Here is a 24,283-nt window from a genome sequence, read left to right as displayed (position 1 = left end):
GCCGTGCCAGGCCATGGACAAGATGCCGAAGCCGTTTGTGCGCCGCGCGGCCGCAGGGCCCGGTCGCCCATGACCGGGCTGCATGTGCCGCCCTCTTTCCCATCACATTCAGACAAAGGATTCCGGCAGCTCCGTTTCCCGATTCCACGCAGGGGAGCGATCGCAACAGTTTTCGAACAGATGCAAAGAAAGGAGAAAAAATGAACCCCAGCCATCGCCAGGTAAGTGCGTTGACCTGCTCCACTACCTGGGTCAAGGGCGTGGCAGAGATGTTCAAGAATGTCGGCCTGGATGTCCCGGCGCTGTTCGCCGAAGCAGGCATGGATATCGCGATACTGAATGATCCTCACGCCAGTTATGCAACGGAAAAACTGTGCGCCCTGTGGAAAGTCGCCGCCCTGCGTTCGAATAACCCGGCGATCGGGTTGTCGGTTCCCGAGGTGACCACGCCTGCCATCTTCGACGTGGTCGGCTACGCCATGATGTCCAGCGAAAACCTGTACGCCAGCCTGGAGCGGCTTATCTGCTACCTGCGCCTGGTGACCGATGCCGCCACCATCGAGCTCGCTGAATCAGACGGCGGCTACTGGTTTACGCTGGCCATCAACGGCGACATGCAGAAAAACGTGCCGCGGCAGCGCTTTGATTTCAACCTGATCACGCTGGTCACGTTCTGCCGCTGGGTCACCAAGCAGGACATCAGGCCGCTGGCGGTCGAATTCACCCACCCGGAGCCGGACGACCGGGCGCCGTACGAAGACGCCTTTCGCTGCCCGCTGCGTTTCGGGGCGGCAGCCAACCGCATCTTTCTTTCAAAGACAGATATGTCCACGCCCCTGCCGTCATCCAATCCATCGCTGGCAAGCTTGCATGACAGGTACGCCAGCGAGCGCCTTGGCCGGCTCGACCAGCACCGCATCCGCGCCAAGACGCAGGACCTGATCATGCGCCGGCTGGCGGACGGCGAGCCGCTAAGGGCCGACATCGCCAGCGCGCTATGCATCAGCGAACGCACCTTGCAAAGGCGCCTGCAGGACGAAGGCACCAGTTTCCAGGAGCTGGTGGAGCATACGCGCTACAGCCTGGCGCAACAGTACCTGGGGCAGCATCAGCTGCCGATTTCGGAAACGGTTTTCCTGCTCGGCTTTACTGATCAGAGCGCGTTGTTCCGGGCCTGCAAGCGCTGGTTCAACATGTCGCCCAAGCAGTACCGCGACCATCTGCTGCTGTCGAGGTGATGCGCCGCATTGCCCGGGCTGCGTGGTCATGTCCTGGCTGTTCTCAGGCGGCCCTGGCGCGGGTCGTCAGGAATGCGCGGGCGGCGTCGATCACTTCCGGCGCCTTCAGGATCCGGCGATGGCCCAGGCCGTCGAAGCGGAGCAGCTGGGCGCCTTGCCAGGCCTCGGCGATTTCCACGCCAAGCGACACCGGCACCACGCGGTCGTCGTTCGAATGCACGATCAGCACCGGTTGCTTGAGGCTGGCGGCGGCCTTCGGCGTATCGACGTCGGCGACATCGACGCCCTGTTCTTTCAGCACGGCGATCATGGCCGCCACCTGGTGCCGGTCCAGGCCGGCCTGGACGCCGAAGCCGACGGCGTAATCGAAGTAGCGCGCCGGCGGTGCGACCAGCACCAGGCGCTCGACCTGCAGGCCGTGCCGCACCGCTTCCACGGTGAGGGCGCAGCCGACCGAGTGGGCGATGGCGGCATACACCGGACCGATCAGGTCCTGGAATTTCAGCAGCGCGGCGGCGCAGGCCGGGATCGACGAGGTCGTTCCTTCGGACTCGCCATGCGCCGGCAGGTCGACCAGCACCACGCGGTAGCCCGATTCAAGCAGCGGCCGAATGAACGGTGCCATGTCGCTGGAGCGGCCTTCCCAACCGTGGACCAGCAATACTGTCGGGCCCCGGCCGGCTTGCCAGGACACCAGCTTGCCGCTCGGGCCATTGGTCTCTACCCGGCTGGCGCCTTCAAAACCGGCCGTGGCCGGGGTCCGCTCATCGGTCCGCGGCGTGAGGAACGCCTTGGCGACGGATTCGGGGGTGGGCGCTAACTGTTCGGCGGGGGTGCTCACGATGGCGGTCTCCTGTTGGTATTGTGGTTTGCGGCCTGGTGCTGTTGCATGGCGCCGGCGCGGTCACGCCGATTTCACCAGGGTGGGCGGCAGCACCTGGGTTTCCTTTTGCAGCAGCACGTCGAGGATCTGGCGCGCGGCGATCGATGCCTGGTCCACCGCCAGGTGGATGAACACAGCGTCGTTGTCCCAGTTTGCCTGCGCCTGCTGGCAGATATACACGTCTTCCGCGATGGTGGTGCGCAGTTCCTTGGCGATGGCGTCCGACAGCGGCTGGCTATCGATGCCGAAATCGCGGTAGAGGCCGGCCCAGAGATGGCAGGTGGTCTCGGTTTCCGGGGTAAAGATGCCCAGCGTCGAGATGCGCATGTTCATGCCTTCCGGCTGGCCCGGCGGATGCGCGGTGGTGTCTATCCTGGTGTTCCCGACCGGGAAGAAGATCGCATCCTGGATGCGGTCGATATGCTCGAGGTTCATCATTTTCTTGAGCAGCGGCGAACTCTTCTCCATGCGCAGGATGCGGCGTACGCGCACTTCGCTTGGCGTCACCATGATCTCCGGCGAGGCTTCGGTGACCGCTTGCGACATCACGGTGCTCAGGTGCACGAAGGACACATGCGATGGATCGAGGAAATTGTCGATGCCGAGACGGTAGTCGGTATTGGCGTGGGCGTAGAACATCTCGCCGGCGTGGCGTGGCGAGGTGCAGACGGAATGGTCCGGGATCAGCGCTTCGTCGCACAGGTCGCGGTCGCCCATCCAGATCCATGCGAAGCCGTATTTTTCCACCAGGGGAAAAGACTTGACGCTGGCGCGCTGGGGGATGATTTTCTGGCTGGGTATGTGGACGCAGGTGCCGCCCGCATTGAAGCGGATGCCGTGGTAGGCGCACTGCACCTGGTCGCCGACCAGGCAGCCCTTGGACAACGGCACATGCCGGTGCGAGCAGCGGTCTTCCAGAGCCGCCAGTTTGCCGTCGGAGGTGCGGTACATCACGACGTGCTTGTTCAATACGGTGCGCGGGAACAGCTCGGCCTTGATGTCGGACGCCAGCGCCGCGACGTACCATGCATTATGAATAAACATAGTGTTTTCCATTTCTAGTGGTATCGATGACAACCTGCAAGCTGACTGGCGGCGTCCGGAAATCTTACCGCCGCCGCAGGATTCCGACATCCTGTCAAAGTTGATAGGTTCCCATGCGGTTGTGGCAACGCTATTGGTGCAACTGGTGCTATTGATGCAATTGCCGCAGCTTAAAATTCCACCATGGTGAAATCCTCTTTCTTGACGCCGCACTCAGGGCAGCTCCAGGTGTCCGGGATGTCGTCCCAGCGGGTGCCCGGCGCCAAGCCCTCGCTGGGAGCGCCATCCTTTTCCGAATAGATCCAGCCGCACACCAGGCACATCAGTGTCTTGAATTCAGTTTCTGTTTCAGTCATTGCTAGGTTCCAGGCTAGTTGAGGTCAGATGGGATTCGCTGATGAAGCGAGTGATCAGTTCCTTGACCGGGGCGGCCGACAGTATCCGGCTATGCCCAAGGCCGGAGGTCTGTTCCAGGCGGACGTTTTTCAGGCTGCGCATCAGCCTCTGGGCCTCGGTCAGCGGCACCACCGGATCATGCTCGTCGTGCACCACCAGCACCGGCACATCCATGGCCGCGCCCAGCACGCTGATATCCCAGTGGCTGACCGGGACGCCGTTCTGCACGTGCAGGCGGTCGTAGATCTTGCCGATCACGGCCGGCGGCAGCTGCTGGCGCTGGTTGCTCGACCAGCGTTCCAGCACGGTGGCAAGCGACACCGGGGCGGCGATCAGCACCATGCGCTTGACGGCTTCCGCATGCCTTGGGCTGGCGTGGGCGATGGCGGCCACCGAGGCAATCGAGCCGAGCGAGTGGCCGACCACGATCTGCACGTTGTCGAGCGACTTGATGGCCGCGCCGACCGCTTTGACAAAGCGCGTCATGGTGGTCTTGTTGCCGGCCGATTCGCCATGCGCCGGCGCATCGAACGACGCCACCTGGAACCCGAGCGCCAGCAGCGGCTTGACGAAGCCGATCATGCTGCTGCTGTCGGAGCCCCAGCCGTGCACCAGCAGCACGGTAGGCCCCTGGTTTTTCCAGAGATAGCCGTGGCGTACGTCTTCATTGCCGGCGATCTCGAAGGTTTGCGCGCCCAGCGGCATCCTGAACAAGGTGCGGCCGCCTTTCGAGCGCGAACGGCCGAAGGCGTCGGCCGCAATCCGTCCGGCCAGTCCGGGCGCCAGCATGCCGCCCAGCTGGTAGCCCGCCTTTGCCAGGCTGGCGCCGATGCCGAGGGCCGGCGCTGCCGCCGGCTGTTGCGACAGCGGCGGCGATGGTGAAGTGATGTCAGTCATATCGTCAGATCCTGCGGTTGGCCCGGCGAGGGTTGATGAAGGATCAGGTATTCGGAACCGAGGTGGCGCCGCCGTTGACCACGGCACGCTGTTCCGCCGAATCCTTGTAATAACCCGAATCGAGATCGTAGAAATGGCAGTTCTTTATGACCCACAGCAAGTCGCCGAAGCTGAAATTCTTTTCCCTGATCATGCCCGGATAAGCCTGCTTCAACGCCGTCTGCGCTTTCTGCAGGTTATAGAACGGCACCACCGGCGCCACATGGTGGGCGGTATGGATAGAGATGTTGTGGGTCAGGAACAGCAGCCATTTCGGATAGCGGTAGTCGGTGGTGACCAGCATGCGGCTAGCGTTCGGCGTCCAGTGTTCCGAGGTCAGGAACGGGATGTCGGCCGAGGTGTGGTGCATCAGCGTGGTCACGCTGAACCAGGTATGGATCGCGATCCACGGCGCAAAGAACAGCAGGAAGAAGCCTGCGATGCCGGTAAAGTAGATGAGCGCGGAAAAATACACAATCGACGCCAGCACGACGAAAGCGATCGAACGTTTGACATCGCTGCGCATGTCCTTCTTCGGGAAAAATCCTGGACGAAAGCCCGACACGATCCAGTAATTGATGGTGCCGGCCCAGAACAGCCAGGTCCGGGTGCCCATGTAGACGAAGCGCTGGCCGAACGACATGCGTTTGTACATGTCGCGCGGGATCGGCCGCCAGTCGGTATCGAGCTCAAGGTTGTTGGTGTGGAAGTGATGCAGGTTATGCACATGCTTCCATGAATAGAACGGATACAGCAGCGGCAGCAGCGACAGGTGGCCGATGGCGATGTTGAGCTTCTTGTTGCGCGAGAACGAATTGTGCCCGCAGTCGTGCGCGATGCAATGCAGGCCCCATCCGCCCAGCCCGGCGACGATGTACAGGGGGATATAGAAGCCCCAGTGCGGCGCATAGGCGACGCCGACAATGGCGCCGATATACAGCGCATAGCTGATGAAGAAGCCGGCCAGGCCGCGCCAGGCTTGCGGTTCGAAATACGATTTAGGGATCGCTTCGGCCAGGCGGGCGCCTTCCAGGGTCTTGCTCTTGTCCAGGAACGCCTCGAATTCGGGTCCCGGCGATGAAGGGTAACTAGTTGCGGACGGCATTGATTTCTCCCAGATTATGCGATGGCGTTGAGCCCGAGTTCGGTGGCCAGGTGAGCGCTCAGCTCGTCGATGCTTGGGTGTTCGAACAGCAGCGCCGGCGACAGGCGCTGCTCGACCAGTTTTTCCAGGTCGCCCGAAACCCGCACCGCGACAATCGAATCGAGGCCGTACAGCTCGAACTTCTTGGCGGTGTCGATCGCGCTCGGGTCGACCTTCACCTGCTTGGCCAGCCGCTTGACCAGCCACTGGCGGATCACTTCTTCGCTTAACGGCTCATTGCTTTGGACTTCCTCTCCGCCTTTGCGGAAGAAGCCGAACAGGCCGCCCGACTTGTTTTCTTGAGACATGGTTTCTCCTGGGATGAATGTGAATCAGATATGTGTTTGGGTTTTGCAGCGTTCAGCGGGCGCGCATCCGCATCTTTTCAATCGCTTTTTCGTCAGGCGAGCGCAGGTTCCAGACCACGCCGATTTTTCCCAGCCCGGCCAGCAGCCAGCCGCTCAGGTCCGGCTCCCACCATTTCACGCCGTGCCGGTACGATCCCGGGAATGCATGGTGGTTGTTCTGCAAGCCTTCGCCGAAGGTGAGGATGGCGACGGTCCAGTTGTTGGCGCTGTTGTCGTCGGTCTTGAACGGTTTGCCGCCGATCATGTGGCACACCGAGCCGACGCACCAGGCAGCCTGGTTGGCCAGGAAAATCCGCGCCAGCCCGCCGAACAGGAAACCGCTGAACGCCGCATCCCAGGTGCCGCCGACCGCGCCGCCGATGGCCGCCGGCAGCGCCAGGCCGAGCATGATCCAGAGGCCGTAGGTGCGGTGATAGAAGAACAGCTTGCGGTTGGCGAGGATATCCGGCGCAAAGAAATTCCAGCCCGACACGTCCCTGGCCAGCATCCACGGCATGTGCGCGTACCAGATGCCGCGCAGGCGGCCGAGCAGCCCCGGGCCGTGCAGGTTGGGCGAATGCGGATCGCCGTGCTGGTCGCTGTAGGTGTGGTGGCGGCGGTGGGTGGTGACCCAGAACATGATCGGCCCCTGCGCCGCCATCGAGCCGCTGATCAGCAGCAGTCCCTCGAAAAAGGGCGAGGTGCTGAATGTCTTGTGCGCCAGGTAGCGATGGAAACCCATCGTGATGCCGCCCATGTGGAGGAAATAGAAGACGCCGAACAGCACCACGTCGATGGTCGACATGCGCCCTTCCAGCGCGCGCTGCAGCGCCACCGCGAAGCCGGCCAGCGGCACCAGCATGACCACCAGCGCGGTGACCTGCTTGATGGTGGCGCCGGTGCCGGTGAGCGGTGCGACGCCCGGCCTCAGTGCAGGACCGGCGGCGCTCGCCGGCTTGGGAGGTAAGACATTGGTTTGCGTAGTCATGGCGTTTTCCCGACGTTAATCGTTATTGAAAAGTTTCTGGTCCAGCGGATCGGCGCTCTGGCGTTGCCGGATATCCCATGCCAGGCCGACCAGGCCCAGGAAGCGGATCACCCAGGCCGTGGTGTCGATCTGCCAGAAATGGAAATCGTTGTGCGCCAGCGCCGGATTGGCGTGGTGGTTGTTGTGCCAGCCGCCGCCGGCGGACACCAGCGCCAGCCAGCCGATGTTGCCGCTGGTGTCCCTGGTCTGGTTAGGCCGCTTGCCGAAGGTATGGCCGATCGAGTTGACCGCCCAGGTGACCTGGTCCAGCAGGAAGATGCGGGCCAGGCCGCCCCACAGCAGGCCGCCCACCGCGCCTTCGATGCCGCTCAGCGCAGCGCCGGCCGCGGTCGGTATCGCCAGGCCGAGGAACACCCAGATCAGGTAGTGCTGGTTGACGAACAGCACCAGCTTGCTGCCGAACAGGTCCGGCACGTAGGTGCTCCAGTTGCTGCGCTTGACGGTAAACAGCCAGCCCACATGGCCGTGCCACAACGCCTTGATGCGCCCGCGCAGGCCGGGCGACAGCACCCGCGGCGAATGCGGGTCGCCGTCCTGGTCGGTGAAGACGTGGTGCATGCGGTGCGTCGCCGCCCAGAACAGGATCGGGCCTTGCGCCGCCATGCAGCCGAGGATGCCGATGGCCGCGGTCACCACCGGTCCGGCCTTGAAAGCGCGATGCGAAAAGAAGCGGTGCAATCCGCCCTCGACGCCGAACGAAGTCAGGAAATACATGACGCCGAGCAGCACCATGTCTTGCTGCCTGAAGCCGAACTGGATCGAATACCAGAGCGCGCCGACAAAACCGGCGGCGGGCGTCAGCACCGTCAGGTAAGCCAGCCTGCGCGCCTTGGTATCGCCGTCCCTGAGCGCTTGCACTTTCTCGCCAGGCACGGTGGCCGCCGGAGTTTTGGTATTGGTCACTGCTTACCCCTGTTGGAAAAGTGTGGTGCTGTCGGTTTCGGTTCCGGCTACCGCTGCTGCTGCTACTGCTACTGCCGATGGCGCGGGGCGGGCCTTGGCATACGCCAGCGCGCCGGCATTGAAGGCGTCGCGGCAGGCGCTGCGGCGCACCTTGCCGCTGGTGGTCAACGGAATCGTCGATACCGGCGCCAGGTGTACGGTGTGCGGCGCCAGACCGTGGCTGCGGGTGATGGCGGCGGCAATCGCGTCTTCGACGTTTTCCAGGTCTTCGCCGCTGAGCTTGGCTGAACGCAGGATCTCGGCCACCACCACCAGCTGTTCCGCGTCGTCCCGGGTCACGGAGAATGCCGCCACGCCGTTGGTGCGGATCGCCGGGTGGCTGGCCTGGGCGGCGGCTTCGATGTCCTGCGGATAGAGATTGCGGCCGGCGAAAATGATGACGTCCTTGATGCGGCCGGTGATATACAGCTCGTCATCGAGCACGAAGCCGAGATCGCCGGTGCGCAGGTAGGGGCCGTCCTGCGGGTCGCCGGCGATGAAGGCATTGAATACTTCGGCGCTGGCCTCGGCCTGGTTCAGGTAACCTTGCGCCACGCTGGCGCCCTTGAACCAGAGTTCGCCTACCGCGCCTGGCGGCAATTGTTGCCGGGTATCGGGATCGACCACCGCCATGACGTGGCCGCTGGCCACCGTGCCGCAGCTGATGACCGCGGCGGCGGGCGCATCTGCGCTGGCCGGGCGGGCCAGGCCGCCGGCCAGCGATTCCTGGTCCAGCAGCAGCGTCCTGGGCGTGGCGTCGCGGTCCGATTTGCCTGAAATGAACAGAGTGGCTTCAGCCAGGCCGTAACACGGTACAAACGCCGCGCTGGAAAAGCCGGCCGCCTTGAATTTTTCCGTGAAGCGGTCAAGCGTGGCTTGCCGCACCGGTTCGGCGCCGCAAAACAGCATCTTCAGCCTGCTCAGGTCGAGTTCGGCGATTTCTTCATCGGTAATCGTATCGACGCAGAGGTCGAGTGCGAAATTGGGCGCCACCGAGGTGGTGACCTGGTGCGTCGACAAGCCTTTCAGCCAGCGCAGCGGGCGCTGCACGAAATGCGCCGGAGTCATCACCACCAGCGTGAATCCGCTGTAGATAGACAGCAGCAGCGCGCCCATCAGGCCCATGTCGTGATAGGGCGGCAGCCAGGTAAAGCCGATATGTTTTTCCGCCGACCCCAGCCGGATGTCGAGCACGCGGCTGTTGCTGATCAGGTTGGCGGCGGACAGGATCACGCCCTTGGGATTGCCGGTGGAGCCGGAAGTGTATTGCAGCAGCGCCGGGAACTGTTCGCCGCTGCGCGCAGCGTCATCCGCCTGCGCAGGTATTTGCTGCGTGTCCTGCGTCTCGAAAAAATCGCTGCCGACAAACAGCCATTCAGGAACATTTCCCTCGGCCGAGAGCGAAGCATTGAGGCGGTCGACCGAGGCCTGCAAGCTGCCTTCGGCGATCACCAGCTGCGCATTGCAGTCGTTGCAGATGCTGGCGAAGCGCGAGACGGCGCGGGTTCCGACCGGCGGAAACGACGGCACCGCGGTGGCGCCGGCCTTGAAAATGGCGAACAGCGCCGTGATGTAGTTCAGGCCCGGCTCCAGCACCAGCAGCACCCGGGCGCCCGGCGCCAGCTGCTGTTGGAGCTGGCGGGACAGGCCGGCGGCGCGCAAGTCGAGTTGACGATAGGTCAATTCGGCGATCTCGTCCTCGCCGTTTTTCAGGAAACGCAGAGCGACCTCGTCCGGCGTTGCCGCGGCGCGCCGGCGCAGGATCGCGTCCATGTCGATATCCTGCGCGGCCAGTTCCTGAACCAACAATGCCGCTTCGCTCTTGCTCAAGCTGGATGTCATTCGATACTCCGTTATTTGATTGCCGGGGAAACGCTGCGCGGCGAGGGCAGGCCGGCGTTGCGCCGTTGCACACGGCCGCTCGATCTACGAGACGACTATATGGATTACGTTGTGCCGTGTCTGTTGCGGCGGCGGCCAATTTGATTGCTGCGCGAGACAATTTGCTGCAGCGCACTGCCGCACGTATATCGATCTGCGCATTATTCATATGGCGCGGAGCGGGGCCATGCGCTCCTTGCCATATCGACGCCGGTTTACCGAACGAACTGTCGATACCCGGCAAGCCCGCCCTGCCGCAACCGCTAGACGACTTCGACGCCGGCTTCACCCATCCTGCTGTCTATGGGCGTGGCGTTGCGCAGGTCGAATTCAACGATGCCCCGCTCGCGCACGCCCGCCTCCTGCTGCCGCAGGTCGGCCAGCATGCGGCGCGCAGCCGCGGCCGCCTGGTCGACCGCGAGGTGGACGATGGGCGCGCTCTGCTTCCAGTTCTGCTGCAGGTGTTCGGTGACGTCCTTGTCTTCGAGCACGGTCTTGACCACCTCTTGCAGGATCATCTGCGTCAGCGGCTGGTTGTCGAGCGCAAAGTCGCGATGCATGCCGACCCAGATATGGCTGCTGTCGACCGTTTCCGGCGTGAAAATCGACGTAGTGAACAGGCGCAGCGCGGGACCGTCCGCTTCGCCGGGCGCGCGTGCGGTGGTTTCGACCCGCGTGTTCCCGACCGGCCAGAAAATCACTTCCTGGGTACGGTCGATATAGTCGAGTCCCATCATTTTCTTGAGCAGCGGTGAATTTTTTTCCTTGCGCAGCACCCGGCTCACACGCACTTCGCGCTCGCTCACGGTGATAGCGGGCGGCGTCTCGGCCACCGCTATCGAACTGATGGTTTCCGTATGCACGTAATTGATGTGGGTCAGGTCGAGCAGGTTGTCGATCGCCAGGCGGTAATCCGTCAGCACGTGGGTGTAGCACATTTCGCCGGCGAACTGCGCCGAGCTGCATACCGAGTGATCGGGAATCAGCGCCTCGTCGCAGAGCGCGGGTTCGCCCATCCACAGCCACACGAAGCCGTATTTTTCGGCGGCCGGATACGTCTTGACGCAGGCGCGCTGGGGAATCAGCTGCTGGCTCGGGATGTGGATGCATTTGCCCTTGGCGTCGAACTGCAGGCCGTGATACCAGCAGACCAGCGTGTCGCCCTGGAGCCGGCCTTTCGACAGCGGCACCTGGCGGTGCGGGCAGCGGTCCTCGAGCACCGCCAGCGTACCGTCCGAGGTGCGGTACATGACGATGTTTTCGTTCAGGATTTTGCGGGCGAACAATTCGGTCTTGATTTCAGACGACAGTGCGGCGACATACCAGGAATTTCGAATCAGCATAGTGCGCTTTCCAAGTTGTTTTGTGGCGCGGCAGCTGCGAAACCAGGTGCGCAGGCGAGCCGGCCCGGGCCGTACGGCAAGTGCAGTACGGCCGGCAGGAAAACGGCGGCGGGCTGGTTTCGCAACAGCCTCGGTGTTGTGAATGCGAGGCTTTGGTTGAGAGAGCTTGCGGTGGTTTTATTTACCCCATTCCCGTACGTAGACGGGAAGTTCGGCGTTCAATTCCAGTTTTACTTTTTTCGTGATGTCGTCGCTCAGGACTTCTTCACGGCCGAACTCGATGGCTTCCAGCGTTTGCCGGACCACTTCTTCCGGTTTGGTCTTAGGGCCTTCGACGTGCTTGGCCATGTCGGTGTCGATATAAGCCGCATGCACGGCGACCACCAGCGTGCGGTTGCCCCGCAACTCGTTGCGCAGGCCGTTGGTCAGCGCCCATGCGGCGGCCTTCGAGGCGCAATAGGATCCGATCGGCGGCAGGTTGAGCCAGCTCAGCACCGACAGCACATTGACCATGGCGCCGCCGCCGTTCTCGTGCAGGACCGGCGCGAATGCCTGGGCCATGGCCAGGGTGCCGAAGAAATTGGTTTCCAGCTGCCGGCGGCTGGCTGCGGCGCCGTTCTCGCCGAGGAAGGCGCCGGGCGCCAGGATGCCTGCGTTGTTGATGAGTATATTGGTGTCCGCGGCGATGGTCGCCGCAGCCAGTACGTCGTCCGGATTGGTGATGTCGAGCTTGACGGTCTGCACGCCCGGTATTGAAATCGTTGCCGGATCGCGCGCGCCGGCATACACCTTCCTGGCGCCGGCGGCCAGCAAGCCGTGCACGAACGCCAGGCCGAGGCCGCGATTGGCGCCGGTCACAAAAACTACAGAACCTTTGATATTCAATTCATTGCTCCTTTGTGTGGTCACTGACTGGCGAGGTTGTACGGTCAGTCAAACCTTCGGAGTGACTATAGGTACTTAGGCGATCCATGTATGTTGCGCGGGCGGCCAATTTTATTGCTGGCCGGGACAATCGCGTTACGTAGGTCTTGCAGGGTGCCGATTGTCTCCGCCAGCAATAAAATTGGCCGCCCGCGCAACATACACAGCTGCGCTTAATACCTATAGTTTCCTGCCGGTTTGGCATCAACGGGAGATTCAATGGATCACGACATGAGCACAGGATCGAAAATCGACGCGCTGGAACGCGCAGCGCTCAGCGGCAGGATCGGCCGCCGCGATTTTCTTGCGCGTTTGCTTGCGCTGGGCGTCAGCGCAAGTTCGGCCGGTTTGCTGGCGATGCACGCCGAGGCCGCCAATCGCAACCAGGCCGCCCAGCGTGCGGCGCTGCGCGACGAATATGACTATATTATCGTCGGCGCGGGATCCTCGGGATGCATACTGGCCAACCGCATTTCGGCCAGCGGCGCCTCGGTGCTGCTGGTCGAGGCAGGCGGCGCCGACATCGGCCAGCCGAAGATTGCGCAGGCCCAGCTGTGGCAGCAGAACCTGTTCAGCGACACCGACTGGGGACGCACCAGCATTCCGGAGCCGGGCCTGGGCAATCGCCGGCAGGCGGCGTCAGGAGGAAAAATCTGGGGCGGATCCGGCAGCATCAACGCCATGATCTGGCTGCGCGGCGATGTCCGCGATTACCTGCACTGGGCGGAACAAGTCGGCCCGGAATGGAACCTGCCGGCGCTGCACCGCGCCTACCTGCGGCTGGCGACGCCGCTGCCGAGCGCGCGACCCTTGCGTTCGCCGGCCGGCACCGGCCCGATCACCTTCGGCCGCTATGCGCCGCAGCATCCGCTGACGCCGGCTTACCTTGCCGCCGGAAGTGAATTCGGCCTGGGCGAAATCGAACTGAATGCGGGCGGTTTGCTGGACGGCATCGGCGTCGCGGAAGTCAACGCGACTGCGGACGGCCGCCGCTCGGGGCCGGCGCAAGCCTACCTGGTGCCGGCGCTGACGCGTCCGAACCTGACAGTGCTGTCAGATACGCTGGTGACCAGGCTGGAGCTGCAGGGAGACAGATGCCGCGGCATCAGCATCGTCGTTGACGGCGTCCCGAAGACCATTACCGCCGCGCGGCAAACCATCCTCTGCGCAGGTGCTTTCGAATCGCCGAAATTGCTGATGCTGTCGGGACTCGGCTGCGCCGACCAGCTTGCGCCGCTTGGCATCCCGCTGCTGCATGAGATGCCCCATGTCGGGAAAAATCTGCAAGACCATATCCTGCTGCTGAACATCCTGTTCAAGTCGCAGGCTGTCTTGCCGCCGCCGGTCTCGAACGGCGCTTCCGCGTTCGCCTACTTCAGCAACCGGTCGCGCCTGTGGGCGCCGGATGTCCAGGTAATGTGCCTGCAGAGCCCGTTCCTGACCAATGCCTTGCCGGTTGGCGCCGGCTTCAGCATTGCGCCCTTCCTGGCCAAACCGCGCAGCCGGGGCGCCGCCAAGCTGGTCAGCGCCGATCCGCGCAAGGCGTTGCGCATCGATCCGCGCTACCTGCAGGAACGGGTCGACCAGGACAACATGATCCTCGGCCTGGAACGCGCCATCGACATCGGCAACAGCCGCGCCCTTAAATCGTTCTCGGCGGGACTGAACACCCCGTCGGCGCTGAATACGCGCAGCGAGAAACTGGCGTTCATCGCGCAAAACGGCGGCGCCGGTTTCCACTATGTCAGCACCTGTTCGGCCGGCAGCAATCCCGGCAACAGCGTGGTTGACGCGCGTTTCAGGGTATGGGGCGTCGAGCGGCTGATGGTGGTCGACGCTTCGGTGATCCCGGAGGTCACGGCGGTCAACACCCACGTAGCAACCATGATGCTGGCGGAGCTTGCCGCCGAACAACTGGGCATGGCGCCCCAGGTTTAGGGATTTGTTTTCAATCCCCTAAATCTATCAACGCTGCCAGCGGCACTCCCTCCGGCGCCTCGTAAAGCGCAATCACCCAGGCTTGCGCCGGATCGGCTGCCGCCTGGTTGAGCGTCTTGACGACAAAATTGATGGAGGCCTTGTCCAGCCCGGCAAACGGATCGTCCAGCAGGTTGAGCCGGGCGCCGGCGGCAAACGCCGCCGCCAGCCAGACTTTCCGTTTGCTGCCGGTGGACAGCATGAACAGCTTCTTGTCCAGGTGCGGCGTCAGCGACAAGCCTTCAGACAGGCCGGGCAGCTGCGTATCGTCAAACCCGGGATAAGCCGCGTGCAGCGATGCAAAATATTCGCGCGCCGTCATCTGGTCGAATTCTTCAGAACGCGGATCCATCCAGAATACCTGCCGCCGGTAGTGCTCCGGCTGTCCGGCCAGGGATACCCCATCGATAAACAAGTTGCCGGCCTGGGCCGGCAGCGCCCCGGCCAGCAAGCGCAGCAGGCTGCTCTTGCCCCGCCCATCGCCGCCGCGCACCAGCGTCACGCCGGCGGGAATGCCGGCCGACCAATCGCTGAACAATTCCCGTTCGGGATAGTGGAAAGTCAGGCCGGCGGCCTGGAGGATGACTGTGGAGGGTTGTTTCATCGGTGTGGTTTTCCGGTTTCCATGCTGGGCTGTTGGTACCGCGATTGTAGAGGAAAGCATTTGTGTATAAATAATTTGCCGGTCCATGGCCCTTTTTTTTGTTTCGCTGGGCAACCCTGATGAGAATCAGAGAAAGAGTCTCGTCGCCGTGATGCGCGGTTTGGTACGAGATCCATCCGTAAGAACCGGTATCACCTACCGTTCCCGCAGGAACAAGCAAGGCCTCATAAAGGAATCTCGGCAATGAATATGCATACCAGGTACACATGTAGCGGTTTGTTCGTCTTGTCGCTGGCTTTCGCAGCAGCATCCGCAGCGGCGGCAGACCAGCCGGCCGTCCCGGCCAATGCTCCCAAGGCAGGCCCGGGAGCCCAGAACCAGGCCAGGCGCCCTGGCGACGGCGTCGAGATGGTGGAAACCGCGCCTTCGCCGCTGGTCGCGGTGAAAGGAGCGGACGGCCGTGTCGTGGTGCAGCACTCCAACGACACGGTAGCGCCTCAGAAGAAGAACGAGGTGCGCTGATGAGAAACCTCGCTTGCAGTGCCGGGCTTGTCGTCCTCCTTGCTGGTTTGCCGGCGGCGCACGCCGCCGATTTTGTCCTGGTTAACCAGGATGCGCCCGGGGCGGGTCTGAATGACCTTACCGCGGCGTCGCCGGTGGGCGGCAATCCCGGGAAGACCCTGGGCGAACAGCGGCGCCTGGTCTATCAGTTTGCGCTCGAAATGTACGGCGCGCTGCTCAACAGCGCAGTGCCGGTGCGAGTGCAAGCGTCGTTCGCTTCGCTCGGCCAGAATGCCGCCGGCAACAATATCCTGGGCCAGGCCGGTCCGATCAGCAGCTATCGCGATTTCGCCAATGCTCCGCTGGCCAATACCTGGTACAACGCCGCGCTGGCCAATGCCTTGCGCGGCGCCCAGAACAACCCGGGCAAAGACGATATCCAGTCGCAGTTCACCACCGACATCGATGTCGGCGGCGCCGGCCAGGGCTGGTATTACGGGCTGGATGGACGCACGCCCAAGGGACAGACCAATTTCCTCGATGTGGTCACCCACGAAATCGGCCACGGGCTGGGTTTTACCGGCGACAATTCCACCGTGCGCGCCGCGGCAGACCCGAGCCGGATCTACAACCGCTACATGCGCAGCGCCGGCGGCCTCGACTGGAATGCGATGAGCGACGCCCAGCGCGCCGCCGCCCGCATCAGCGACAACCTGGTGTGGACCGGGCCGCAGGTGACGACGGAAGTGCCGATCAAGCTGCAGCCGGAAATCGCCCTGCACATCTCGGCGCCGGCCGCGGCCGCAGGTTATAACCCGTTCGCCACCGCGGATTTCGGTTCGCCCGCCAGCAGCGCGGCGTTTACCGGCAACCTGGTGCAAGCCACCTATACCGATGCCGGCAACGTCATCCATACCGACGGCTGCCTGCCGGTCACCAACGGCGCGGCGCTCGCCGGCCGCATCGCCCTGATCGACCGCGGCGTCTGCAATTTCTCGCAGAAGACGCTCAATGCCCAGCAGGCCGGCGCGGTGGCGGTGGTCATCGCCAGCAACAAGCCTGACGCGCTGGCGCCGATGGCCGCCGGCGACGCCAACGTGGCGGCGCAGATCACCATCCCGACTGTGCTGGTGACGCAAGCACTGGGCAACCAGCTCAAGGCCAACCTGCAAGGACTGGCTGCGGCGGGCATCGGGCCCTATGCGGACCGCCACCTGGCTGCCGTGCTGGCGGATGGCGTGGATGCCAACGGCCAGGCTGTACGGCGCGTCAAGCTCTATGCGCCGCCGGGATTCTTGCCGGGATCGACCATCTCGCATTTCGACCAGTTGACGGTGCCTACCGCCTTGATGGCGCCTAGCGCCAGCGCCACCGTGATCGCCCAGGCCGACCTCGACCTGACGCCGGCGCTGTTCATGGATATCGGCTGGAGCGTCAACCGCGGTCCGTTGAGCCTGCTCGATTGCGCCACCAGTGTGCCGATCTCCTCCCCGGGCGGCCTGATCCCGGGCGCCAACGCCTTGACCAACCTCAAGCTGTGCGCCAAGACCTCGGCCACCGTCGGCGACTATCGCGACTGTACCGGCCGCTACGTGCAATCGCGGCTGGAAGCCAAGCTGTTCAAGCCGGCGCAGGCGCAGAGCCTGAAGATGTGCCTGGTCGGCAGCAAGGCCGACGCGCAGTTCGCAGCCTGGCACTGACTCCTGCCTTCCTTTACTCTAGCCTTGGGAATTTCCGATGATGAATAACCGCAAATGTGGAAGAGACGGCGTACCTGGTTTTGCGCTGTTGCAAATGAGCGTGTGCATTGCTGCGCTGGGCTGGCTACCGGTAGAGGCCGGCGCACAGGCTGTGCCTGCATACTTTCAGGCCAAGGGCTTGAACGACGGCACCGATGACGCCAAGGCCACGGGCGCCGATGCCGTGGCTGCCGGCAGCAGCAGCGTGGCCTCGGGCGCCCAGGCGACGGCCTTGGGCACAGGCGCCCTGGCCAGCGACGGCAACACTACCGCTGTGGGCGCTTATGCGGCGGCCGCCAAGGCCAACGCGTCGGCTTTCGGCGCCAACAGTTTTGCCGGCGAGACCGGCAGCACGGCGCTGGGAGCGAACGCCAATGTGTTTGACGTCAACGGCACGGCGCTAGGAGAGTCGGCGCTGGTCAATGGCAAGAACAGCACCGCGCTGGGCCGGCTGAGCCGGACCAACAGCGACAACAGCGTGGCGCTTGGCGCCAATTCGGTGGCCGACCGCGCCAATACCGTTTCGGTGGGCAGCGCGCAAAGCGTATCGGACAGCAGCGGTGTCGTCACCGGGCCGTTCCAGCGCCAGATCACCAACCTGGCGGCGGGCACTGCCGATACCGACGCCACCAACCTTGGACAATACCGCGCCGTGGTGTCGGCGCTGGGCGGCAATGCCTCCATCAACGCTGCCGGCGGGCTGGTGGCGCCGTCTTATGTGATCCAGGGCGTGGCTTCCTCCAAGGTCGGTGACGCCTTCTCCGCCGTCGATGTCTGGATGACCGGCATGCGTTCTTCGTTCACCACGCTCAATACGCAAGTGGGCGTGATCGACAATCGGGCGACCAAGCTGGAGCAGGCAGTCGGTTCCGGCAATACGGGCGCCGCCGGCAGCAACGGCGCTGCCGGCAACCCGCCCCAATACAACAGCGGCGGCACCGCCCTGGTGTTGAATGCCAACGGCGGCAACGGTACGGTGATCAATAACGTCGCTGCCGGCACCGCGGCTACCGATGCGGCCAACGTCGGCCAGCTGACCGACATGCAGAAGGCGCTGGTGTCCTTGTTCAACAGCGGCGCTTGCCGTGTCGGCGCCGGCGGCGGCATTGCCTGCGGCAACGGCGTCAGCGCCAAGGGCGCCAATGCTGTCGCCCAAGGCAACAACGCCAGCGCCGATAGCGACAACACGGTTGCCGTCGGCGCCGGCGCTACCGCCAGTTTTGCCGGCTCGGTGGCGATCGGCGCCGGCGCCAAGGCGATTGCGGATCCGGCCACGGCGGTCGGCAACAATGCGATCGCCAGCGGCAACAATTCGGTTGCGCTGGGCGCCAATGCGGTGGCTTCCGCTGCCAATTCGGTAGCCTTGGGACAAGGTTCGGTTGCGGCGCGGGCGAATACGGTGTCGGTCGGTTATGCCGGCGGCGAGCGCCAGGTCAGCAATGTCGCAGCAGGCACCGAAGGCACCGATGCCGTCAACCTCAACCAGATGAAGGCTGCGGCGCAGGATACGCTGAACCAGAGCAAGAGTTACGCTGCGCGCGCCACGGCGCAAGCGATGGCCATCCCGCATGTGTATATGGCGCGCGGCGACAGCAGCGGCATCGCGGTCGGCACCGCCAGCTATGGCGGCTACGGCGCGCTGGGGGTGGCTTTTGCTTCCAGCGTTTCGCAGCATACGCAGCTGGCGGTGGGCGCCAGCGCCGCCAACGGCGGCAAGATGGCGATCCAGGGCAGCGGCAGCTTCTCCTGGTGATCAGGCGACCACGGTGAAAACAACCGGCCCGGCCAGTTGTTCCGCATAAGCGTCGTTGGCAAGGAACCAGGCTTTGTACGAGCCGGGCGCAAGCTTGCGGATATCCAGGGTGACCTGGCCGCTGAGCGAGGATGCGTATTGGTACACGCTGTAGGTTCTGTAGCCTGCCTGGTCGGGCGCCGCGCTGCTTAACGGGAATATGCCGATCCAGTTGCGGCTGTTCAGTTTCTGGATCGGCGTGCTGTAGTCGAAGACGATTGTGCCGCCCTGGCGCACGACCGGCGTCGATGTCGACAATCTTGACGGCGCCACGACGCCGATCTGCGGATCGGTCCATGCCGGCCAGGGGCTTTCCACGTGGCCTGCCAGCCGGCGCCAGAAGCTGGCGTCGGCATCGGCTTTCACGCTGAAGTCGTACCAGCCCTTGGCGGCCCACACCGGCATCGGTATGCTCAGCGCCTGTCCGGCTGCCACTGTATAGCGTCCCGGCACCTTGGCGAACGGACCTGAGTTGTGCGTGACGGTGAAGGTGCAGGGTTTGGACCCTGCCTGGTTGGACAGCGTCAGCACCAGCGCGGCGCGGAAAAAGTCGTCATGGGCGCGCACCTCGGGCGAGCCGTTGTTTGCGTTCAAGAAGCTGCCGCGCATTTCCCTGAAGAATCCGTTTGGTCCGTGCACGCGCAGTTCGTAGCCATTGCTCGTCCAGTTGCCGATACTGGCTTCAGGCAGGCTCTTGCCCGCTTCGACTGCGTAATGCCACGGCCCGTCGGTGCGCAGGTTCGAGTAGGCGATGAAGGCCGCGCCGCTGCGGCCGGTGTTGCCGAACTTCAGCGTCAGTTCCCGGTGTCCCGAGGATGCCGCGATCTTGCCGTCGACGCAAAGCTGGTACGGCAGCGGGCAAGCCGGACGCGGCCTGAGGCCGGTTTCCTGCTGCGGCAGCGTTTGTTGTGCCGGCGGCATCGCATCTACCGGCGAATTCACTTCGTGGTAAGGCGGCGCCGGCGTGATCTGCGGCCATGCCTTGTTGGGATTCTTGAAATCGAAGGCGGACGTCAGGTCGCCGCACACTGCGCGGCGCCATGGCGAGATATTCGCGCAACTGACTTTTTCCCTGTCGAGGCCCTTGCCTGCCGCCAGCCACTCCTCAAGGAAGCGCAGCACCGAGGTGTGGTCGAACAGCTGGGAACAGACGCGCCCGCCTTTGCTCCACGGCGAAATCACCATCATCGGCACGCGCGGCCCCAAGCCTTTCGACTCCTGGCCGTAGAGTTCGCCTTTGGTCGGATCGGCTAGCGTGGTCAGGCCTTTGTCGGCACTCAGCGGCGGGATGTTGGACGGCACGTGATCGAAAAAGCCGTCGTTCTCGTCGTAGTTGATCAGGAAAACCGTTTTCGACCAGACTTCGGGATTGCTGGCGAGCGCATCCAGCAGGCGCGATGAGAGATCCTCGCCGGCATTGGGCGAGGCTTCGGGATGTTCGCAGTATTCATACGGAGCGAAGATCCACGATACCTGCGGCAAGGCGGTCTTGCCGTCGGCGCCGTCGATGTCGCGCTTGAATGCCTGGACCAGCAGGTCGCCCTTGGTGCCGGCGGTGTTGCCTGCGGTCGAACCAGGGATCAAGGCCCGTCCCTTGAGATACAGGGGCGAGGTCGGTTTTAACCTGCTGCCGTCGCTTTCGACGCGGAACTGCTTGAAATAGGCCAGGTAGTTGTCGCCGTAGTTATCGAATTCCTGGTAAGCCTTCCAGCTGACGTTGTTGGCTTCCAGCACCTCTGCATAAGTCTTCCAGTTCGGTGCGCCGGCGATGGTTGCGGGGCTGATGTCGTCGTTGTTGATATCGCCGTTGTAGATCGGGCTGGCGTTGTAGAGGCTGCCCTGGTTCAGCCCGGTGATGTTGTCGCCGGCGGTGCCGGACAAGGCGTAAAAGCGGTTCGGATCGGTCGGCCCGAAGATCGAACAGTGGTAGGCGTCGCAGATGGTGAAAGCGTCAGCCAGCGCATAGTAGAAAGGCAGGTCGCCGCGGTCGAAGTAGCCCATGGTCTTGGCGCCCTTCTTGGCGATCCAGGCGTCCCAGTTCTTCCAGGTGTTTTCGGATCCTTTCCAGCTGTGGTTCAGGCCGACCTTGGTGGCGTTGGTGCCTTGCGCGTCGAAATGATAGGGCAGCACGTAGGAAGCGCCTGCCGGCGTTGGCTGGTACCAGACCGGCTTGCCGCCGGGCAGGGAAATGGCGCGCGGATCGCCGTAGCCGCGCACGCCGGCCAGCATGCCGAAGTAATGGTCGAACGAGCGGTTTTCCTGCATGAAGATGACGACATGCTCGACGTCTGCAATCGTGCCGGTGCGGTTGTTGGCGGGCACGGCCAGCGCTTTCTGGATGGCGTCGGGAAGCGCGAAGGTGGCGCCGGCTGCGGCTGCGGCGCGCAGGAAATTACGTCTCGCTCTTGAATCCATCATCGTCCCTCAGTTGGTCTGAACACCAGGATTGATTTGAGCGCATCGCCTTGGCCGGATAGGCAAGGTCGCGCATCAGCGGCGTTGAGTCTAACGGGGGTTTGTTACTGCCTGATGACGATGCAGGGGGCGCTGCGCGCCAGCGGTGCATGCTGGCGGCAGGATTGGATCTCAGATGAAAGGAAGATCAGGGTTCGACGAGTGTTGCAATTCAGGCGGCCTGCAGCCTGCGTATGATCGCTTCGGTGAATTCGCGGGTAGATGCCTTGCCCTTGAGGTCGCCGGTAGCCACATGGTCTTTGTTGAGCGTATCGGTGATCGCGGTGCGCAGGCGCAGCGCCAGGTCCTTGTGGCCGACATGGTCCAGCATCTGCCCCGCTGCCAGCAGCAGGGAAATCGGGTTGGCGATGCCCTTGCCGGCGATGTCCGGCGCCGAGCCGTGCACCGCTTCGAAGATCGCGCAGTCGTCGCCGATGTTGGCGCCCGGCGCCATGCCCAGGCCGCCTACCAGGCCGGCCATCTGGTCGGACAGGATGTCGCCGAACAGGTTGGTGCACAGGAGCATGTCGAACTGCCAGGGATTGAGCACCAGCTGCATGGCGCAGGCATCGACGATCATGTCGTTCATCTGTACCTTGCCTTCATATTCGCGTGCGATTTCCCGCGCGGCTTCGAGGAAGATGCCGGTGAGCGCCTTGAGGATGTTGGCCTTGTGCACCACGGTGATTTTCTTGCGGCCGTTCTTGAGCGCGTATTCAAAGGCGAAGCGCGCAATCTTCTTGCAGGCGTCGCGCGTGTTGATGCCGGTGGAAACCGCTACCGCGCGCGGATCGTCGCCGACCGGGATGTAGTACTCGTGCGCGACATAGAAGCCGCCGATGTTTTCCCGCACCAGCACGATGTCGATATCTTCAAAGCGGCCCGGCACGATGGTCACCGCCGGGCGCACATTGGCGTACAGCTGGAATTCCTCGCGCAGGCGCACGTTGGAGGAACGGAAGCCCTCGCCTATCGGCGTGGTCAGCGGGCCCTTGAGGGCCAGCTTGTTCTTGCGGATGCTGGCCAGCGTGGCTGCCGGCAGCGGATCGCCGGCGCTGGTGACGCCGGCCACGCCCGCTTGCTGTATATCCCAGGAAAACGGCGACCCAAGCGCCTCCAGCACCTTGACTGTGGCTTCGACTACTTCCGGTCCGATGCCGTCGCCGGGAATCAGCGTGGCGGGGATTTGCTTAGGTATTGGGCTATTCATGGAATCCTCTTGAGAACGCATTCATGGAACGGGACAGTGAGACCGATAATATTAGCACCGCGAAGCTTTCGGGCAGTTTACAAAAGGGGTCGCGCAGGGAAAAGCCCCGCGGCATTGCTGTCGCGTTGCGTTTCAGACAAACATGGGAGCAGAGGAGCCCGCCGTAGCGTTTTGTGCCAGCCGCGGAACCGGGCTGGCGCAAAACGCTACGGCAGGTTGGTTACTTCTTAGGCAGCGACAGTTTCGGCTGCAGCGGCGGCATCTTCTTCATCCGACACCGAACTGCGGATCAGGTGGTCGAATGCGCTCAGCGACGCCTTGGCGCCCTCGCCGACCGCGATCACGATCTGCTTGAACGGCACGGTGGTGACGTCGCCGGCGGCGAACACGCCCGGGATCGAGGTCTGGCCTTTGGCGTCGACTTCGATCTCGCCATGGCGCGACAAGGCAATCGTGCCCTTCAGCCATTCGGTGTTCGGCACCAGGCCGATTTGCACGAACACGCCTTCCAGCTCCACCGTGTGCACGGCATCGGTCTTGCGGTCCTTGTAGACCAGCCCGTTGACCTTCTTGCTGTCGCCGGTGATTTCGGTGGTTTGCGCCGACGTGATCACGGTGACGTTTTTCAGGCTGTGCAGCTTGCGTTGCAGCACGGCGTCGGCGCGCAGCTCACCGCCGAATTCGATCAGCGTCACATGCGACACCAGCCCAGCCAGGTCGATCGCCGCTTCCACGCCGGAATTGCCGCCGCCGATCACCGCCACGCGCTTGCCCTTGAACAGCGGGCCGTCGCAGTGCGGGCAGTAGGCGACGCCGTGGTTGCGGTATTCGCGTTCGCCCGGCACGTTGATTTCGCGCCAGCGGGCGCCGGTAGCCAGCACCACGGTCTTGCTCTTGAGCGAGCCGCCGTTGGCCAGCTTGATTTCGATCAGCTTGCCCGGCACCAGCGCCGAGGCCAGCTGCACGTTCATGATGTCGACTTCATAGCTCTTGACGTGCTGCTCCAGCGCGGTGGCGAACTTCGGTCCTTCGGTTTCCTGCACCGAAACGAAGTTTTCGATCGCCAGCGTATCGAGCACCTGGCCGCCGAAACGTTCCGACACCACGCCGGTGCGGATGCCCTTGCGCGCTGCATAGATGGCAGCTGCCGCGCCGGCAGGACCGCCGCCGACGATCAGCACGTCGTAAGGCGCCTTGGCGCTCAGTTCGACCGCCTTGCGGGCGCCGGCGCCGGTATCGAGCTTGGCGAGGATTTCCTCGACGCTGGTGCGGCCCTGGCCGAACACCTCGCCGTTGAGGTAAGTGGTAGGCACCGCCATGATTTCGCGTTTCTCCACTTCGTCCTGGAACAGCGCGCCGTCGATGGTGGCCTGGCGGATGCGCGGATTGATCAGCGCCATCACGTTCAAGGCTTGCACTACTTCCGGGCAGTTCTGGCAAGACAGGGAGATATAGGTTTCGAATACGTAATCGCCATCCAGGTTGCGGATCTGCTCGATCACGGCTTCATCCAGTTTCACCGGGTGGCCGCCGACCTGCAGCAGGGCCAGCACCAGCGAAGTGAATTCGTGGCCCATCGGAATCGCGGCAAAGCGGATGCCGGTATCGACGCCTGGGCGGTTGATGGAGAAAGACGGCTTGCGTTCGTTGTCGTCGCTGCGCTCGATCAGCGTGATGCGATCCGACAGCGTCGCGATTTCCTGCAGCAGCGATTGCAGTTCACGAGACTTGTCACCGTTGTCCAGCGACGCAACGATCTCAATCGGTTGCACGATTTTTTCCAAATAGCTTTTCAATTGGGTTTTGAGATTTGCATCCAGCATGGCGGTTCCTTGCATTCGTGACGATAAATAGGGGTACGGCTCGGCCCGAGCCCATGC

20 protein-coding genes are annotated in these 24,283 nt (G+C 63.4%); 5 read left to right on the top strand and 15 right to left on the bottom strand.

Annotated elements, in window-relative coordinates:
• Positions 1-200 precede the first annotated feature (200 nt).
• On the top strand, positions 201-1,238 hold the full coding sequence (locus AC07RZ_RS09420; protein ID WP_494667762.1) for an AraC family transcriptional regulator: 1,038 nt from the start codon (positions 201-203) through the stop codon (positions 1,236-1,238).
• Positions 1,239-1,281: 43 nt separating this feature from the next.
• Here the strand turns inward: AC07RZ_RS09420 and AC07RZ_RS09415 are convergent, their stop codons facing one another.
• The 11 genes from AC07RZ_RS09415 to AC07RZ_RS09365 form a co-directional block, all read right to left on the bottom strand.
• Entirely contained in the window at positions 1,282-2,079 is a 798-nt protein-coding gene (locus AC07RZ_RS09415; protein ID WP_494667761.1) for an alpha/beta fold hydrolase, read from the bottom strand.
• Positions 2,080-2,142: 63 nt separating this feature from the next.
• Entirely contained in the window at positions 2,143-3,165 is a 1,023-nt protein-coding gene (locus AC07RZ_RS09410; protein WP_494667760.1) for a Rieske 2Fe-2S domain-containing protein, read from the bottom strand.
• Positions 3,166-3,335: 170 nt separating this feature from the next.
• Positions 3,336-3,521, bottom strand: coding sequence for a rubredoxin (locus tag AC07RZ_RS09405; protein ID WP_494667759.1), 186 nt, complete (start codon positions 3,519-3,521; stop codon positions 3,336-3,338).
• Positions 3,514-4,458, bottom strand: coding sequence for an alpha/beta fold hydrolase (locus AC07RZ_RS09400; RefSeq protein ID WP_494667758.1), 945 nt, complete (start codon positions 4,456-4,458; stop codon positions 3,514-3,516). Before AC07RZ_RS09400 ends, AC07RZ_RS09405 begins: the two co-directional genes overlap by 8 nt.
• A 43-nt stretch (positions 4,459-4,501) precedes the next feature.
• Entirely contained in the window at positions 4,502-5,602 is a 1,101-nt protein-coding gene (locus tag AC07RZ_RS09395; protein WP_144740855.1) for a fatty acid desaturase, read from the bottom strand.
• Positions 5,603-5,616: 14 nt separating this feature from the next.
• Complete coding sequence (locus AC07RZ_RS09390; protein WP_144740858.1) at positions 5,617-5,949, bottom strand: phosphopantetheine-binding protein; 333 nt, start codon at positions 5,947-5,949, stop codon at positions 5,617-5,619.
• A gap of 52 nt (positions 5,950-6,001) precedes the next feature.
• Complete coding sequence (locus tag AC07RZ_RS09385) at positions 6,002-6,976, bottom strand: acyl-CoA desaturase (protein ID WP_494667757.1); 975 nt, start codon at positions 6,974-6,976, stop codon at positions 6,002-6,004.
• Between the two features lie 15 nt (positions 6,977-6,991).
• On the bottom strand, positions 6,992-7,939 hold the full coding sequence (locus AC07RZ_RS09380; protein ID WP_494667756.1) for an acyl-CoA desaturase: 948 nt from the start codon (positions 7,937-7,939) through the stop codon (positions 6,992-6,994).
• 3 nt (positions 7,940-7,942) lie between these two features.
• Positions 7,943-9,820, bottom strand: coding sequence for a fatty acyl-AMP ligase (locus tag AC07RZ_RS09375; RefSeq protein ID WP_494667755.1), 1,878 nt, complete (start codon positions 9,818-9,820; stop codon positions 7,943-7,945).
• A gap of 302 nt (positions 9,821-10,122) precedes the next feature.
• A complete protein-coding gene (locus tag AC07RZ_RS09370) occupies positions 10,123-11,202 on the bottom strand; it encodes a Rieske 2Fe-2S domain-containing protein (protein WP_494667754.1) in 1,080 nt (359 codons plus the stop codon).
• A 177-nt stretch (positions 11,203-11,379) separates the two neighbouring features.
• Positions 11,380-12,087, bottom strand: a complete 708-nt coding sequence (locus tag AC07RZ_RS09365; RefSeq protein ID WP_494667753.1) for an SDR family oxidoreductase — start codon at positions 12,085-12,087, stop codon at positions 11,380-11,382.
• Positions 12,088-12,357: 270 nt separating this feature from the next.
• On the opposite strand from AC07RZ_RS09365, the gene AC07RZ_RS09360 reads away from it, so the two are divergent.
• Entirely contained in the window at positions 12,358-14,064 is a 1,707-nt protein-coding gene (locus tag AC07RZ_RS09360) for a GMC family oxidoreductase (RefSeq protein ID WP_494667752.1), read from the top strand.
• A gap of 10 nt (positions 14,065-14,074) precedes the next feature.
• Here AC07RZ_RS09360 and AC07RZ_RS09355 read toward each other — a convergent pair whose 3' ends face one another.
• The gene (locus tag AC07RZ_RS09355) at positions 14,075-14,707 is read right to left on the bottom strand and encodes an ABC transporter ATP-binding protein (protein WP_494667751.1); all 633 of its coding nucleotides are present in this window, start codon (positions 14,705-14,707) and stop codon (positions 14,075-14,077) included.
• A 243-nt stretch (positions 14,708-14,950) separates the two neighbouring features.
• Here AC07RZ_RS09355 and AC07RZ_RS09350 point away from each other — a divergent pair, with 243 nt between their 5' ends.
• From AC07RZ_RS09350 to AC07RZ_RS09340, 3 genes are all read left to right on the top strand, one after another.
• Positions 14,951-15,229: a hypothetical protein gene (locus AC07RZ_RS09350; RefSeq protein WP_494667750.1), complete on the top strand. Its 279-nt coding sequence runs from the start codon at positions 14,951-14,953 to the stop codon at positions 15,227-15,229.
• Positions 15,229-16,908 carry a PA domain-containing protein gene (locus tag AC07RZ_RS09345; RefSeq protein ID WP_494667749.1) on the top strand — a complete coding sequence of 560 codons (1,680 nt, stop codon included), beginning with the start codon at positions 15,229-15,231 and terminating at the stop codon, positions 16,906-16,908. Before AC07RZ_RS09350 ends, AC07RZ_RS09345 begins: the two co-directional genes overlap by 1 nt.
• A gap of 94 nt (positions 16,909-17,002) precedes the next feature.
• Positions 17,003-18,700, top strand: a complete 1,698-nt coding sequence (locus AC07RZ_RS09340; RefSeq protein WP_494667748.1) for a YadA family autotransporter adhesin — start codon at positions 17,003-17,005, stop codon at positions 18,698-18,700.
• Here AC07RZ_RS09340 and AC07RZ_RS09335 read toward each other — a convergent pair whose 3' ends face one another.
• From AC07RZ_RS09335 to ahpF, 3 genes are all read right to left on the bottom strand, one after another.
• The gene (locus AC07RZ_RS09335; RefSeq protein WP_494667747.1) at positions 18,701-21,157 is read right to left on the bottom strand and encodes a phosphocholine-specific phospholipase C; all 2,457 of its coding nucleotides are present in this window, start codon (positions 21,155-21,157) and stop codon (positions 18,701-18,703) included.
• A gap of 208 nt (positions 21,158-21,365) precedes the next feature.
• Positions 21,366-22,403: an isocitrate/isopropylmalate family dehydrogenase gene (locus AC07RZ_RS09330; protein ID WP_144740893.1), complete on the bottom strand. Its 1,038-nt coding sequence runs from the start codon at positions 22,401-22,403 to the stop codon at positions 21,366-21,368.
• A gap of 227 nt (positions 22,404-22,630) precedes the next feature.
• Positions 22,631-24,226: an alkyl hydroperoxide reductase subunit F gene (gene ahpF / locus AC07RZ_RS09325; protein ID WP_494667746.1), complete on the bottom strand. Its 1,596-nt coding sequence runs from the start codon at positions 24,224-24,226 to the stop codon at positions 22,631-22,633.
• Positions 24,227-24,283 lie beyond the last annotated feature (57 nt).

This window comes from Collimonas sp. GW821-FHT07E08 (genome assembly GCF_059418905.1).
Note: the sequence above shows the minus strand (reverse complement) of the source record. Positions and strands in the feature narration are given on the sequence as shown.